Origin of the sequence: Enterococcus sp. AZ079 (genome assembly GCF_050547255.1) — a bacterium.
GTDB lineage: Bacteria > Bacillota > Bacilli > Lactobacillales > Enterococcaceae > Enterococcus_D > Enterococcus_D casseliflavus.
The window spans coordinates 2,178,716-2,193,869 of the sequence record NZ_CP172955.1; the positions used below are offsets into that span (position 1 = coordinate 2,178,716).

The following is a 15,154-nucleotide window of genomic DNA, read 5'->3' on the forward strand; positions in this document are numbered from 1 at the left end:
GATTTACATTTTTTTTGCAAGAAAATGAACAGATTTTTCAGGGGATGTTTTCGGCTATTTCGTTCTATGGTAAGATGTCCCTAAAGAATTGGAGGCTGTTATGGATTTTATTGAAAGCGAACGTTTACTGCTCCGTCCGTTTCAAGAAAGTGATTTTGCCGATACCTTTGCTATTTATCGGCAAGCGGAAGTCTGCCGATTCTTACTTCATGAGCCTTGGCAGACAGAAACGGCAGCTGCGGCTTTTGCCAAAAAATGCCAACAGCACGCCTTGACGGACCAAGCAGGCCTTTCTTTGGCGGTACTACACGATCAAACGGTCATCGGCGATTTGTCGGTGTGGTTTACTGGTCAGCCGTCTTCCGTTGAAATCGGCTATGCCTTCCATCCGTCATTTGGCGGACAAGGGTTTGCTCAAGAAGCATTGAAAGAATTGTTGGACTGGTTGTTTGCCAGTCAGAAGATCCATCGGGTCCAAGCGACGCTAGACGCCCGCAATCAGGCCTCAGCTAAGCTTTGCCAACGCATTGGATTACGCCAAGAAGCACATTTTATCCAAGACTGGTGGAACAAGGGGGAATGGACCGATAGTTTGGTTTATGCCTGTTTAGCCAGTGAACATCCTGCTCATCCGAAATAATTTAGGAGGTTTTTTATGATTAGCTTGTTACGCTATGCCAAGGATTATCGCAAACAGATTATTCTTGGTCCGTTTTTCAAATTTTTAGAAGCGGTGTTTGAATTGGTCCTGCCTTTGCAGATGGCCGCTTTAGTCGATGAGGGGCTGCGGCAAAACAATTGGTCGAAAGTCGTTGAAATGACGATCTGGATGATCGTGATGTCCGTGGTAGGCATGATCTGTGCCGTCATCTGTCAGTATTATGCTTCCGTCGCTTCTCAAGGCTTCGGAACGGAATTACGCAATCGCTTGATGAAAAAAATCAACACCCTCTCCCATAGCGAACTGAACTTATTCGGGACGGATACCTTGATCACCCGAATGACCAACGATATCAACCAGATGCAGATTGCTTTGGCAATGCTGATTCGGCTGGTGGTCCGTGCGCCCTTCTTAAGTATCGGTTCGGTGATTATGGCCTTTGTCATTGATTGGCAAGCTGGCTTGATTTTCCTACTCGTCTTACCGCTCTTTTGTATCGTCTTATTCTGGATCATCGCCAAAACCGTGCCATTATATAAGAAAGTTCAAATTCATCTCGACGAATTAAACGAACTAGTGAGTCAAAATTTAAGCGGGATTCGGGTGATTCGTGCTTTTGCCCGCACAAAAACGGAAACGAAACGTTTTGATAAAGCAACTGATGATTTAAGTGATGTCTATTTACGGGTCACAAATCTCTCTGCTTTATTGACGCCTGCCACCACCTTGATCATGAACGTCGGCATTATCGCGTTGTTTTATATCGGTGGATTCAAGGTCAATATTGGCAATTTGCAGCAAGGACAAGTGCTGGCACTGGTCAATTACATGAATCAAATGCTCTTAGCATTGATCGTGGTTTCCAACTTAGTGATCATCTTTACCCGTGCGGCAGCATCAGGTTCACGGATCAACGAAGTGTTAACCACTGAGCCATCGATCGGCGATGAACTTTCAGAAGTCTTTATGGATCAGCCGAAAAACAACGTCGGAGCGATTCGCTTTGAACATGTTGATTTCCGCTTTTCAAAAGAATACGGATTAGCTTTGAAAAACATTGATTTCCAAGTCGCGCCAGGGTCTATTTTAGGTATCACTGGACCAACCGGTAGTGGGAAATCTGCCTTGACCCAATTGATTCCCCGCTTCTACGATGTAGCAGATGGCAAAGTGATCGTTGACGGTCACGATGTGCGGAAATGGCCTTTACAGCAATTACGCCAAAAAATCGCTATGGTGCCTCAAACCGCCGTGCTGTTTACGGGGACGATTCGGGAAAACTTGCAATGGGGCAAAAAAGAGGCCACCGATGAAGATTGCTGGCGCGCTTTAGAGATCGCTCAAAGCCGTGACTTCGTTGAAGCCTTGCCACAGCAACTGGATACCCCGATTTTTGAAGGTGGCAAGAACTTTTCTGGGGGACAAAAACAACGGTTAACGATCGCCAGAGCGTTGATTGCTAAACCAGATATCTTGATTTTGGATGATTCTCTGAGCGCCCTTGACTATCAAACCGATCTTGATTTGCGGATGGCTTTAAAAGAAAGCATTCGTGGCACGGTCATCATTATCTCTCAACGGGTTCGCTCCATTCAAGACGCGCAGCAGATCTTAGTCTTAGACCAAGGGAATTTGGTAGGCAAAGGGACCCATGAAGAGCTGTTGGCATCTTCAAAAGAATACCAAGAAATCGTCGCATCACAGGCAGAGGAGGAAGAAGCATGAAAAAGAAATCATTCGATTGGTCGGCCTTTCGTCGCTACCTCCCTTATTTGACTGCCTACGCGAAGGAAACTTGGGCAGCAGTTGTCCTCGGGATCGCTGCTGGCGTCTCCTCGGTTTATATGACGTATCAGATCGGTCAAGCCGTCGATCAGCTGATAGGTGCCGATCAAGTGCAGTTCAGCGCCCTCTATCGCATTTTGCTTTTGTTTGCCGGAGTGGTTTTAGTGACTGTGGTCAGTCAATGGTTGATCCAACGACTAGGCAACCGCGTGGCGTATTTATCCGTCGCCGATTTGCGCAAAAAAGGCTTTGCCCATCTCAATACATTGCCGTTACGCTATTATGACCAAAACTCCCACGGCAACATCGTCAGTCGTTTTACCAACGATATGGACAATATTTCCATTGCCGTCGCTGCAGTCTTTAACCAGCTGTTCTCTGGTATTTCGGTCGTCTTGATCGCCTTAGTCGTCATGCTGCAAATGAGTGTGCCCTTAACGTTGGTCGTATTGGTTTCGACCCCGATCATCTTTTTGGTCAACTGGATCGTGGCACGAACGTCTCAATCGCATTTTGCTCGCCAACAAGAAATCGTCGGCGAAATTTCTGGCTTTGTTACGGAAATGATCGGCAATCAAAAAATCGTCAAAGCCTTTGATCGAGAAACCATCAACCAAAACCGTTTTGAAACGATCAACCAAGAATTGAATGTCCGGGGGCAAAAAGCACAGTTTTCTTCTTCTTTGACCAATCCCCTTTCACGATTCGTCGATCACTTGGCGTATCTGTCAGTCGGCTTTGTCGGCGGTCTGCTTTACTTTTCTGGTTCAGGTGCCGTCACGGTTGGGGTGATCTCCAGCTTTACGATCTACTCCAGTCAGTTTTCGAAACCATTCATTGAATTGTCGGGAATTACCACCCAGATCCAAACGGCGTTGGCTGGACTTTCAAGAACCTTTGAGCTATTGGATCAAGAGCCCGAAACAGCCGATGACCAAGAATCTCAATCACTGGGTGAGATCAAAGGCGAGATTGCCTTTGAGGAGGTTTCTTTTGCTTATGATCCTGGTCAAAAATTGATTGAAGATTTCACTTTTACCGCAAAACCTGGAGAAACCGTCGCGATCGTTGGAAAAACTGGTGCTGGTAAATCGACGTTGGTCAATTTATTGATGCGTTTCTATGATGTCGATAAAGGGGCAATCAAGATCGATGGCACCGATATTCGTCAGTTGAAACGAGAAGAATTACGGCAAAGCTTCGGAATGGTCTTGCAGGATACGTGGCTCTTTGATGCCTCTTTACGAGAAAACTTGCAATACGGCAATGACACTGCCACAGATGAAGAAATCTACGATGCCTTAAAGCATGCCTATATGTATGAGTATGTGATGCGCCTACCAGAAACACTAGATACACCGATCGGTCATCAAGGGATCAAGATCTCTGACGGGCAACGGCAGCTCTTGACGATCGCCCGCACGATGATCAGCAACCCACCAATGCTGATTTTGGATGAGGCAACCAGTTCGGTTGATACTCTGACTGAGAAAAAAATCCAAGATGCTTTCTTGAAAATGATGGAAGGCAAAACCAGCTTTGTGATCGCCCATCGCTTATCAACGATTCGAGCAGCAGACAAGATCCTGGTGATGGATGCCGGTCAAATCGTGGAGCAAGGAACCCATGAAGAACTACTAGCAGAACAAGGCTATTACTATCGCCTGTACCATGCACAATTCCAACATTGATCAGCCATACCACAAACCCCCATCAGCTCAAAGGTACCTGCTTGAGCTGACGGGGGTCTTTTTTATTTATTGGTTCCAAACATCGGCATATTCTGGTTTGTGTTCAAATTCTTTTTTGGCAAAAGGACACAAAGGAATGATTTTCTTTTGTTCTTTGCGGGCTTTTTCCACCCCTTTTGCCACTAATTTTTCGGCCAGACCTTGGCCCCGATAAGCGGGATCGACAAAGGTATGGTCAATGATCAAGCGCGTTTCGCCCGCTTCCGACCACGTCATTTCACCAATTTCTTTGTCGCCGTCTTTTAACACAAATCGAGTGTTTTCTTCTAAGATTTCCATGGTTCTTCCTCCTTTAATATGTACTTTAATGCACCGCTGGGGCAAGTGTGGATCACTTGTGCCGCTTGCGCTGCTTCCCCGTTATCAGGAATCACCCATGGGCGCCGTCCAACTTCAAAAATAGCGGGATTGCCCCGCACACAATTGCCGCTGTGAGTGCAGATTTCTTTGTTGTAATAAATATCGATCGCTTCGCCACGATACTTCCGATATCCTGCAGCGATCAACCCTGCTTCTGTTTCCTTGCCTAGTGGCTGTTCGTCCATGTTGAACACCCTCCTCTTATTGATTGTCAGAAGCAAACTGCCTGCCTCCTCCTTCATCATACGACTTCTCGAGAAAAAAATAAATCATTTGTTCAAAAATAACCTCTCAGTTGCCGATCATTAGCCAAATGCTTGCGGCAGCACAATAAAGCGTCCCGTCAAAGCATGTTGCTTTGACGGGACGCTGATTTTCATTCGTGAGGCGCTTTTGCAACAAAATGAAACCGCTGCGTGGCGTAATCCCCTGCTAAATGAGGATCGATATACAACCCGAGCTGCATCAATTCATCGCCACCGAAGGTCTCTCCCCCACTTTGATAGGTAAGGTCAGGATCTAAGCCCGCCAGTTTTAAAGTAACCAATGGTGCAGAGGCTTCGGCTAAGACTCGGAAGTAAAAGACGATCGCTTCTTTTTTATCTGGAGAAACATACAGCCAGGCGGCGTCATTGCCTTCATAAGGGCTGAGCAGTCGAACAAAGCGGCCCAACTGCAGCAGGCGCCGATGTTTTTTATAAAAAGCGATTTGTTCTTTGATCTGCGCTTTTTCTTCTTTTGTCAGCTGTGTCAAGTCAAGCTCATAGCCCAGCAAGCCAGACATTGCAGCATTGCCACGAATCGCTAGATCCGTTGCCCGTTGGGTCTGATGGTTCGGGATTGCTGAGACATGGGCACCCATGGTGGATGGCGGATAGACCAGACTGGTTCCGTATTGGATCTTCAGGCGGGCGATGGCATCGGTGTTGTCGCTGGTCCAAATCTGCGGCATATAATACAAGAAGCCAGCATCAAAGCGCCCACCGCCACCAGAACAACCTTCAAACAGGATCGTCGGATAGGCAGTGGTCAGTTTCTCTAGGAACTCATACAAGCCCAGCAGATAGCGGTGCGCGACCTCCCCTTGCTGGGCAGGATCGAGGAGCAAGGAATAGACATCCGACAGACTGCGGTTCATGTCCCATTTGATATAGTCGATGGCAACCGTATCAAACAGTTGGGTTAACTGGTGATAGAGATGGTCTCTGACATCTTGTCGAGAAAAGTCCAACACATACTGACTGCGGCTAAGTGCTGGCTTGCGATTGGGTACTTGTAACAGCCAATCGGGGTGCTGTCGGTTTAGTTCACTGTCACCAGAAATCATTTCTGGTTCCAGCCAAAGCCCGAATTGCAGCCCTTTGTCATGGACTTTTTGGGCAAATCCTGCCAAGCCAGAAGCTAGCTTGCCTTCGTTTTCAAACCAATCGCCTAATGAGGTTTGGTCATCTTCTCGCTGACCAAACCAGCCGTCATCCAAAACAAACAGTTCGATTCCCAGCTCCTTAGCTTCATCAACAAGGGCATCCAGTTTTTCTTCATTGAAATCAAAGTACGTTGCTTCCCAGTTATTGATCAGGATCGGCCGTTCTTGCTTTTTGTATTTGCCCCGAATCAAATGCTCATCATAAAAATCATGATAGGTGGCTGACAGCTGATTCAAGCCAGCCTCACTATAAGCAATCACGGCTTCTGGGGCTTGAAAGCTTTCAGTTGGCGGCAATTGCCAGGCAAATTGATGGCTGTTGATCCCCATGATCACACGGGTTTGTTGGTAAGGATCTTTTTCGATGATGGTTTCATGGTTGCCGCTATACAGCAAGCTAAAACCATAACACTCCCCAGCAAACTCCGTAGCATTAGGTTCCAGCAAGACGGCAAAGGGATTTTGCTGATGGCTGCTGGAACCCCGCTTGCTGTCTAAACGCTTGATGCCGCGATGGATGGGTTCTCGGGTCACTTGGCGTTCCTTCGCCCACGCCCCTGGCAAGTGGATCAAATCAAAGGGACGGTTAGGAAAATCCAGGGCTTGACTCGCCAGCTGTTCGATGGTAACAGGCTGGTTTCCGTGATTGATTATTTTACTTGAGCGGACGATCACTGCCGCCTCCTCAAAAATCGTGTAAAACAATTGCAGTTCGAGTCCCGCCACATCATCTTTTAAGGACAGAATCAGTGTTTCGATGCCGTCGTCGACCCCATGGGTCTGAGGCAATCCTGCTAAGGCTGGTTTGCCTTGTTGAATCTGGTAATCACTAAAGACAAAATGGCTGACTCGGCTGCCGTCAGACTGGCGAATCGTATAGGCGGCTTCTCGAAAGTCCCCGAAGCCATTACCAGGAAACTCCAGCATCAAGGTGTCTAATGAGAAAAGCCGATCGCTACTGTCTGGGGGATTAGGTGAAAAGGACCGATCAAGGCGTGGGTAGCGATAGCCACCAGAATAATGGGAAATTTTTTTTCCAAAATAAAGGTGCGCCACATTGCCCCCTTCCTCTATCTGTAAGAGATAGCTGATTTGATCGTTGCTTAAATGAAAGACGTTTAGTTGTTTGTCAAAAAGAATCATATCGTACCCTCTACTTTATAATTGTTCGCTGATGCCCCGATTATTTCACGGAGCCCAGCATCCCTTGGACAAATTGTTTTTGTAAAACGAAGAAAATGATGGCCGTTGGCAGTGTGGCGATCACAATGCCGCACATCATCATGCCATAATCAGGTGTATAAGAAGCACCCATAGCCGAAAGAACCAGTGGAACGGTCCGTTTGTCTGGTGATTGCAAGGCAACTAATGGCCACAAATAATTGTTCCAGCTGCCCATAAACGTAATGATCGCGGCAGCTGCATAAGTATTTTTAGCCGTCGGCATGTAGACTCTAAAGAAAATACTCAGTTCATTCAAGCCATCGATCCGAGCAGCTTCGACTAATTCTCTAGGGAATGCCTTGATGTTTTGGCGGAAAAAGAAAATCAAAAAGGCGGTACAGATCGAGGGCAAAATCACGACAGCGAAGGTATTGATCCCGATTGGTGTGCCGCTAAGCTTGCTGAACATCCGATAGAGCGGGATCATTAGCGCGGCAAAAGGCACCATCATCGACAGCAGTAGAATATTAAAGATGCGGTCTTTGGTTTTCGTCCGATAGATCTCAAAGCCATACCCTGCCATGGAGGAGAACAACAGCGCAAAGACGGTCGTAATCACGGCAATCACTGCGGAATTGCCTAATGCCCGAGTAAAATTCAAGTCGGAAGAAAAGAGATTTTGGAAGTTGATGACCAATTGATCGCCAATCATGATTTTTCCAGCAACGATATCAAAGGTTTGATTGGTCATCCCTAGAATCATCCAAACAAATGGAAAAATAGAGATGAAAGCCAAAATCGCCAGAAAGACGTATTTTAAAGTGAGTGAGATTGTTTTCAATTTTCTTTTCCTCCTATTTTCGTTTGGATGATCGATAAGATCACGATCGCAATCACGATAACAAAGGAGACCGCAGCGGCGTACCCAAAGTTTGGCGTGAATTTGTAACTCAAATTGTAGATATATTGCGACAAGGTCGTCGTAGCATTGGCTGGTCCACCGCCAGTGATATTTTGAACTTCATCGAATAATTGCAGCGTACCGATCGTTGAGGTGATCGTGGTAAATAGGATGATTGGACGCAAGTTGGGAATCGTGATTTTGAAGAACTGATCCCATTTTGAAGCGCCATCGATCTCTGCCGCTTCATAAATACTTGGATCGATATTCTGCATGCCTGAGATGAAAAAGATCATATTGTAGCCGGTCCAACGCCACGTGATGGCAAAAATGATCAGTACTTTTGCCCAAAAAGGATCTGTCAACCATTGGATCGGTGCATCGATCAAGTGTAGCTGTGTCAAAAAGTTATTGACTAACCCATTTGCCGAAAAGAGACTTTTCATGATCAAGGAATAAGAAACCAAGGATGTGATACAGGGTAAAAACAAGGCGGTGCGGAACAGCCCTTTAAATTTCAATTTTTTGTCATTCAATATGTTCGATACGATCAGCGCCAAAAAGAGCATGATCGGAACTTGGACTAATAAGTATAAAAACGTATTGCCAAAGGCTTTTTTAAAGGTTGAGTCGCTCAACATCCGCTGATAGTTGCCAAGACCGTTAAAGGTCATCGCTGTTGGTGGTCCTGATTGGAATGACGTGAACAATGCCGAGACCATCGGAATAAAGACCAGCATCGTGATCAAAATGACGGGTAAGGTAATAAAGGCATTGCCGTTTGCAAACCAATTTTTTGTTTTGTTTTTCATTGTAATTCCCCCTTAACACAGAAACTCGCGATCGCTCACGAGTTTCTGCAAAGTTGTTCGATTAGTTTGCAATTTGTGCTTCCACTTGTGATTGTGCTTCTTCTAATACTTTATCGATGTCTTCGCCGTTGATCACTCGTTGCAAGCTTTCAGTCAAGACAGATTCAATGGCATAGGTGTGATTGCCGTAGTTCACGGCTGGAATTTCTTGTGACCATTGAGAGAAATCTTGGAAGACTTTTTGACCGCCATAGAAATCAAGACCCGACGTATACTCTTCCGTTTCTTCTGCAGCATTCATGGTTGAAACCAAACCGATCTCGGTAGCTAATGTACCCATCAATTCTTTGTTTGAAGCAAAAGTATTGGCTAAAAAGTCTTTGGCATTTTCTTCGCCGTCAACCCCTTTGATCACGTACCAGCCTGCTCCGCCGATGCTGGAAGCATTGACTGAATTGCTGTCGCCAGCGATAGATGGGATTGGAGCGATCGCCCATTTGCCGCTTTGGTCTTCCGCGCCTTGAATCGTGCTGGAATACCACGCACCAGTTGGCGCAGAAGCGACATTCCCCGATTGAACGGCATTGACCCCGCCATCCCAATCAGAAACTTGTTCAACTAAGCCTTCATTCAACAATGTTGCTAAGACAGTTAGACCGGCTTTGAAGGATTCATTGTCTTTGATGGTTACGGTGGAGCCATCTTCACCGGTATACCATTCGCCTGCCGATTGCATAATGATTCGTGCCAAGCCAAGATCGCTTGGGTCTAACGACATCATAGCGTGACCCGTTTTTTCTTTGACGTCTTTGGCGATGCTGATAAAATCATCCCAAGTAATATCTTGGAGATCAGCCTGCTCATAGCCTGCATCGGTTAAATAGTCTGTGCGGTAAAATAGTCCTGCAACGCCACTGTCAAATGGCACCCCATAAATGACATCGTCGACTTTATTGACCGCAAATTTATAGCTGGAGAAATCCTCCTCATTCACGATATCCGTTAGATCACTAAACGCATCTGGATAAGAAGAAAGGTATCCTTGGATGCGGTAGTCTTCGATCAAAACGATATTTGGTAGTCCGTCCGTATTTCCAGATGCCAGACTCGTATTTAATTTTTGGACGATATCATCTTGCGACATCGTCACGACTTCCACATCGACATCTTGATTTTCATATACTTTTTTGGCTTCATTGACTGCCTTGATGTTGAAGGTCTCATCCCATGCCCAGACCGTGACTTTGTTTGAGGACTCGCCAGAATCCCCAGAGCTTGTGTTGCTGTTTCCGCAAGCCGCCAAAGTCAGCACTGCAGCCGCCGTTACCATCGATGCAAGTAGTTTTTTCATTTTTATCCCTCTTTCCTTTTATTTACATGGCTAACTATACACTGACTTTGTAACCGTATTCAACGATTATGAAAGAGCTTACTAAATTTGTCCAAAAATAGAAAAAAGTTACAATACCTTTCTTTTTTGAAAGCGTTTATAATAAAGAAGAGATATAGGGGGGATACCATGACTATTTTACGCACGGTCTTAGTCGTTGATGATGAGGCAACGATCCGAGATGGATTGAAACATATGATACGTTGGGAGCAAGAAGGGTTCCGTCTCTTAGGCGATGCAGCGAACGGGCAAGAAGCATTGGCGCTGATCCATGAACTGAATCCCGACATCGTGATCACAGATTTGAAAATGCCACAAATGGACGGTCTTCAACTCACAACGATCATTCAACAACAATATCCAGAAGTCCATTTTTTGGTCTTGAGCAGCTACGATGATTTCCAATACGTCAGTCAGTCTTTTAGAAATGGTGCCGTAGATTATCTTTTAAAACCGACACTGACACCGATACTCTTGTTGAAGACACTGCACAACATCTCACAAAAGCTGTCACATACAAAAGGCTCCGTGACTGAGGAGACGCAGCTGCAAGAATCGTTGAATCGCTATTTAGCAGGGTATGAAGAACCGTTGGCTCCTTTGGCGGACTACCTTGCATTAGATCAGTCGCAACAGCAAGCCCAAATTTTGACCACCAATTTTAGCGGCTTTCGTGCCAATGATCAGCTGCTGCACGCATTAACGGAATTTACTCAATCACAACCGCAAGTAAAGACGCTCTTTTTTCAAACCAGTAACAAAGATGCCGGCTTAGTGATTAGTTATCCCGAAGGAACGGATGTTTATTCTTCTTTGAAAGAAACGTTGGAACAATTGCGTTTTACCGAGCCAGACGCCTTCTTTACTCTCAGTGTGCCCTTTCAAAAGATTGAACAGTTGCGGGACCATTTTGTGACGCTTAAAGCCAAAAGCCAAGGACAATCGTTTTTTTATAAACGACAACGGCTGGTGCCAGAACAAGAACTCTTTTTGTACATTGAAAGTGATCGCTTTGATACGAAGAAGTTCTTACGGGCTTTGTTAGACAACAACTTTTTGTTAGGAATCACCAGAATCGAGGAATATTTTAATGACATGATCTTATCCAATGTCGATCCGACATTCTTAAAACAGCAGGCCAGCAGTATTTTTTACACGTTACTGTCCCGCTTGGAAGAAGAATTTCCCACTGCGCCACGCTTTAGCCGCTTAAAAGCCGAATTTTTGCATGCCATCGGTCACGTGCAGTATTTGGAAGATTTTTCTGATTTGTTGTTGGCGACCATTGATGATATTCGTCAACAGTTGACGACCTTATCACCGCTGGATGAAGATGATCTACTCGTTGCGATTCAGCGCTTTATTCAAGACAACTACACCAAAAGTCTGTCTTTGTCTGAACTAGCTGAAACCTTTCATTTTAGTTACACCTATCTTTCGGCTTTTCTTTCTGCGAAACTGAAAATGAGCTTTTCTGAGTATGTAAAGAAAACCCGCTTGGATAAAGCCAAAGAACTACTGACACAATCTGATCTGAATCTATCTGAAATCAGTGAAGCGGTCGGGTATTCGGATATCAGCTATTTTTCTCGCATCTTTAAGAAAGAATGCCAAGTCACCCCATCGAAGTATCGGCGGTTGAATCAATTATGAAAATCAACCAATGGATTCAGAAAAATGAATTATTCAGTCGGATCTTCCTCTTTGTTGTCGTCGGGGTCATTAGTGTTTGTCTGCTAACCGTCGTCGTAATCTATGGTCGCTCGAAAGATGCCTATGTTGCTTCGTACCAGAGTTCCAATCAGCTGCTACTGGAAAAAATCCAAGAAGATTATGAGCGTCTGAACGAGAATATCCATCGGATTTTTGATATCGTCGATGAAAGCAAAGCCGTTGAAACATACTTAGAAGGCGACATGAATCAAGGCCGTACGATTTTAGAATTAAACGAGCAATTAAAAGACACTCGCTCTTTGTTTCAAGACATCCCCTCGAATTTAGTGTTGATTGGGGTCAACGGGGGCACTTTCTTTCAAAACGATGCGGTTCGCAATCAATCAGTAGATGATTTTCTCGCCAGTGCCTTTATCCAGCAGATCAATGACAATGACGCCATCAGTCAGTATTATTTCTTGGACCAAGGCTTGAGCACCTCCACCAGCGACTCCCCTGGCTTGATGTACGTGCGCAAATTAATGAAAGAAGAAACGATTTTCGGCTATGCCCTGATTTTCTTAAAAGAATCCGATTTTTCTTCGATCTATCGTCAACTCTTAGATACCAGTCTCCACTCGATCTATATCGTCAATGAACAAAATCAAATTCTTTCTACTTCTGATCCGAGCCTTTTAGGCAAGCCGTTTGAAGATCGTCTCGTCACGGTCAAAAGAGATACTAGCATCAATCAGCTGCCCCTTTATTCGTATCATTTTACTTTTTACGATGTTTTGGATGAATCGCATCTAGTACGCAATATGAATCTGATCAAGCCAGCTCTTTTGATTTCTGTCGTCAGTATTTTACTCTTTAGTCTGCTGGCATTTTGGATCATCCGCAATATCACCCAACCGATTTATCAGCTGATTGCCAAGCTGCCGGCGGTCACACAAGGCGATTTCAGCGACAAGGTCACCATCAACGGGACGTACGAAACGCGAGAATTGGGGCGTGCCTATAACTTGATGCTAGAGGACTTAGAATCTTATGTCGATCATTTAATGGTTACAGAAGCCGAAAAACGCAAGTTCGAGATCCGCTCGTTGCAAATGCAGATCCAACCGCATTTTGTCTACAACACATTGACTGCCATTAAGTTTTTGATCTGGCAAAACGAACAAGAAGCCGCAACCCAAGCGATTGAAAGCTTTGTCCAATTGTTGCGGCACACCTTTAACCGCAAAGAGATCGTCCCCTTAAAAGATGAGCTAGCGATCGTGGAAGAATACCTCGTGTTAATGAACGTACGTTACGGCAATCGCATCCAATCGACGATTTTTTCAGAAGATGGCTGTGAAGATATTCTCGTACCGAAAATGATTTTGCAACCGATTATCGAAAATGCCTACCTGCATGCCTTTCCCGAAGAGGATTCAGGATTGATCCAGATTTTTTCTCGCGTCAGTAAGGAAGGCCTGAAAATTGAGATCATCGATACGGGCATCGGGTTCAATGAAGAGCACCCAACCAGCACCGCCAACCACTTTGAACACTATTCGGGTATTGGTTTAGACAATATTGATCAGCGTATCAAGCTGCTCTATGGGGAAAAATACGGATTGACTGTAGAATCACGCATCAACGAAGGAACCACCGTTCGCTTGCTGCTGCCGATCCAGCGGGAGGAATCAGAGTAATTTCTTTCATTAAATAAGAAAAGCGCCAACAGAACCAGACAGCTTCCAAGAGCAGTTCTGTTCCGTTGGCGTTTCTTTCCTTAAAAATAATCGTTGGTTAACTGGCTTAAGCCAAATCTTCTCCATTTGAGGCAATCACTTTTTTGTACCAATAAAAAGATTGCTTCTTGCTGCGGGCTAATGTGCCATTGCCTTCATTGTCGCGATCGACATAGATATAGCCATAGCGTTTCTTCATTTCTCCGGTTCCTGCTGAAACCAAATCGATACAGCCCCATGAAGTATACCCCAGCAGTTCCACACCGTCTTTATCAATGGCTTCTTTCATCGCTGCAATATGCGCACGTAGATAGTCGATGCGATACACATCATTGATTTTTCCATCTTCGTTTGGTGTATCCACCGCTCCTAGACCGTTTTCGACGATGAAAAGTGGTTTTTGGTAACGGTCATAAAGATCATTCATCGTGATCCGCAAACCAAGCGGATCAATCTGCCAGCCCCATTCCGACGCTTCTAAATACGGATTTTTAATGGTCGGGAACAAGTTGCCTTCCGTTTTTTCAACACCGGAATCTTCTGAAGCAGCGACCCGAGAGGCATAGTAAGAAAAGGAAATAAAATCGACGGTATGGGCTTTTAATAAAGCCGTATCTTCGGCGGTTCGTTCCAAAGTGATTCCTTTTTCCGCTAGCATCTTCAAACCATAATTTGGATATTCTCCTCGCGATTGCACATCGATAAAGAAATAGTTGCCGCGATCGCTTTTTTTGCTTTCCCAGACATCTTTCGGATTGCAGCTGTAAGGATAATAACTAGCCGCTGCCAGCATACAGCCTACTTTGTTTTCTGGATCGATCTCGTGGGCGATTTTTGTTGCCAACGCACTAGCGACTAACTCATGATGAGCAGCTTGATATTTGATTTGTTCTTCATTTTCGCCCTCAGCAAAGGTCAGCCCTGCACCGAGAAACGGGGCATGCAAGATCATATTGATTTCATTAAAGGTCAGCCAGTACTTCACCAATCCTTTGTAGCGAGTGAAGATCGCCCGACAAAGGTTTTCGTAAAAGGCAATCATCTTACGGTTGCGCCAACCGCCATATTCTTTGATCAGATGGATCGGACAGTCAAAATGCGTGATCGTCACCAAAGGTTCGATTTGGTATTTGCGACATTCTAAAAACAGTTCTTCATAAAAGCGCAAGCCTTCTTCATTAGGGGTTTCTTCGTCGCCCTTCGGAAAAATTCTTGACCAAGCAATCGATAAACGATAGGTTTTAAAGCCCATCTCCGCAAATAAGGCGATATCTTCTTTGAAATGATGGTACATATCAATCGCTTCTTTTACTGGATAGAAATACCCTTCTTCAAAGGCAAGCATCTCACGCTTGCCGGTAATGACTGCTCGTCGCTCCTTGCCAGTCGGAATCACATCGACATTGGCAAGTCCACGCCCCCCTTGATCAAACCCGCCTTCACATTGATTGGCGGCTGTTGCGCCGCCCCATAAAAAGTTTTCTGGAAATCCCATGTCTTATTCTCCTTTTT

Annotated in this window: 11 protein-coding genes and 1 pseudogene; 5 read left to right on the forward strand and 7 right to left on the reverse strand. The window is 45.2% G+C overall.

Translation table 11 applies throughout. The features are described from left to right. Nucleotides 1-100: 100 nt before the first annotated feature. From IGJ15_RS10395 to IGJ15_RS10405, 3 genes are read left to right on the forward strand one after another with little or no spacing between them, the layout of a single operon-like run. Nucleotides 101-640: a GNAT family N-acetyltransferase gene (locus tag IGJ15_RS10395; RefSeq protein WP_142967152.1), complete on the forward strand. Its 540-nt coding sequence runs from the start codon at nt 101-103 to the stop codon at nt 638-640. A 15-nt stretch (nt 641-655) separates the two neighbouring features. Beyond that, entirely contained in the window at nt 656-2,386 is a 1,731-nt protein-coding gene (locus IGJ15_RS10400; RefSeq protein WP_142967151.1) for an ABC transporter ATP-binding protein, read from the forward strand. Next, the gene (locus IGJ15_RS10405) at nt 2,383-4,137 is read left to right on the forward strand and encodes an ABC transporter ATP-binding protein (RefSeq protein ID WP_010747846.1); all 1,755 of its coding nucleotides are present in this window, start codon (nt 2,383-2,385) and stop codon (nt 4,135-4,137) included. Before IGJ15_RS10400 ends, IGJ15_RS10405 begins: the two co-directional genes overlap by 4 nt. 66 nt (nt 4,138-4,203) lie before the next feature. On the opposite strand, the gene IGJ15_RS10410 is transcribed toward IGJ15_RS10405, so the two are convergent. The 6 genes and pseudogenes from IGJ15_RS10410 to IGJ15_RS10435 all read right to left on the reverse strand — a co-directional run bounded on the left by IGJ15_RS10410 (nt 4,204) and on the right by IGJ15_RS10435 (nt 10,211). Beyond that, on the reverse strand, nt 4,204-4,476 hold the full coding sequence (locus IGJ15_RS10410) for a GNAT family N-acetyltransferase (RefSeq protein ID WP_142967150.1): 273 nt from the start codon (nt 4,474-4,476) through the stop codon (nt 4,204-4,206). Then, complete coding sequence (locus IGJ15_RS10415; RefSeq protein ID WP_015509363.1) at nt 4,464-4,742, reverse strand: (4Fe-4S)-binding protein; 279 nt, start codon at nt 4,740-4,742, stop codon at nt 4,464-4,466. The genes IGJ15_RS10410 and IGJ15_RS10415 overlap by 13 nt, the downstream gene beginning before the upstream one ends. 191 nt (nt 4,743-4,933) lie before the next feature. Beyond that, entirely contained in the window at nt 4,934-7,126 is a 2,193-nt protein-coding gene (locus IGJ15_RS10420; RefSeq protein WP_142967149.1) for an alpha-galactosidase, read from the reverse strand. A 40-nt stretch (nt 7,127-7,166) separates the two neighbouring features. Continuing rightward, a pseudogene (locus IGJ15_RS10425) lies at nt 7,167-7,982 on the reverse strand (carbohydrate ABC transporter permease); the annotation flags it as partial. A gap of 2 nt (nt 7,983-7,984) precedes the next feature. Continuing rightward, nucleotides 7,985-8,860, reverse strand: coding sequence for a carbohydrate ABC transporter permease (locus IGJ15_RS10430; RefSeq protein WP_005225588.1), 876 nt, complete (start codon nt 8,858-8,860; stop codon nt 7,985-7,987). Between the two features lie 61 nt (nt 8,861-8,921). Further along, nucleotides 8,922-10,211, reverse strand: coding sequence for an ABC transporter substrate-binding protein (locus tag IGJ15_RS10435; protein WP_005234924.1), 1,290 nt, complete (start codon nt 10,209-10,211; stop codon nt 8,922-8,924). A 168-nt stretch (nt 10,212-10,379) separates the two neighbouring features. Here IGJ15_RS10435 and IGJ15_RS10440 point away from each other — a divergent pair, with 168 nt between their 5' ends. Both IGJ15_RS10440 and IGJ15_RS10445 read left to right on the forward strand, forming a co-directional pair. Then, nucleotides 10,380-11,903, forward strand: coding sequence for a response regulator transcription factor (locus tag IGJ15_RS10440; protein WP_086294912.1), 1,524 nt, complete (start codon nt 10,380-10,382; stop codon nt 11,901-11,903). Continuing rightward, a complete protein-coding gene (locus IGJ15_RS10445; protein ID WP_086294911.1) occupies nt 11,900-13,603 on the forward strand; it encodes a sensor histidine kinase in 1,704 nt (567 codons plus the stop codon). Before IGJ15_RS10440 ends, IGJ15_RS10445 begins: the two co-directional genes overlap by 4 nt. 106 nt (nt 13,604-13,709) lie before the next feature. On the opposite strand, the gene IGJ15_RS10450 is transcribed toward IGJ15_RS10445, so the two are convergent. Next, nucleotides 13,710-15,137, reverse strand: coding sequence for a 6-phospho-beta-glucosidase (locus IGJ15_RS10450; protein ID WP_121261845.1), 1,428 nt, complete (start codon nt 15,135-15,137; stop codon nt 13,710-13,712). Nucleotides 15,138-15,154: the final 17 nt, after the last annotated feature.

What these genes read in the sequence shown, in the direction of transcription:
- IGJ15_RS10395 (WP_142967152.1), top strand. Translation starts at nt 101, where the DNA reads ATGGATTTTATTGAAAGCGAACGTTTACTGCTCCGTCCGTTTCAAGAA.
- IGJ15_RS10400 (WP_142967151.1), top strand. Translation starts at nt 656, where the DNA reads ATGATTAGCTTGTTACGCTATGCCAAGGATTATCGCAAACAGATTATT.
- IGJ15_RS10405 (WP_010747846.1), top strand. Translation starts at nt 2,383, where the DNA reads ATGAAAAAGAAATCATTCGATTGGTCGGCCTTTCGTCGCTACCTCCCT.
- IGJ15_RS10410 (WP_142967150.1), bottom strand. Translation starts at nt 4,476, where the DNA reads ATGGAAATCTTAGAAGAAAACACTCGATTTGTGTTAAAAGACGGCGAC.
- IGJ15_RS10415 (WP_015509363.1), bottom strand. Translation starts at nt 4,742, where the DNA reads ATGGACGAACAGCCACTAGGCAAGGAAACAGAAGCAGGGTTGATCGCT.
- IGJ15_RS10420 (WP_142967149.1), bottom strand. Translation starts at nt 7,126, where the DNA reads ATGATTCTTTTTGACAAACAACTAAACGTCTTTCATTTAAGCAACGAT.
- IGJ15_RS10430 (WP_005225588.1), bottom strand. Translation starts at nt 8,860, where the DNA reads ATGAAAAACAAAACAAAAAATTGGTTTGCAAACGGCAATGCCTTTATT.
- IGJ15_RS10435 (WP_005234924.1), bottom strand. Translation starts at nt 10,211, where the DNA reads ATGAAAAAACTACTTGCATCGATGGTAACGGCGGCTGCAGTGCTGACT.
- IGJ15_RS10440 (WP_086294912.1), top strand. Translation starts at nt 10,380, where the DNA reads ATGACTATTTTACGCACGGTCTTAGTCGTTGATGATGAGGCAACGATC.
- IGJ15_RS10445 (WP_086294911.1), top strand. Translation starts at nt 11,900, where the DNA reads ATGAAAATCAACCAATGGATTCAGAAAAATGAATTATTCAGTCGGATC.
- IGJ15_RS10450 (WP_121261845.1), bottom strand. Translation starts at nt 15,137, where the DNA reads ATGGGATTTCCAGAAAACTTTTTATGGGGCGGCGCAACAGCCGCCAAT.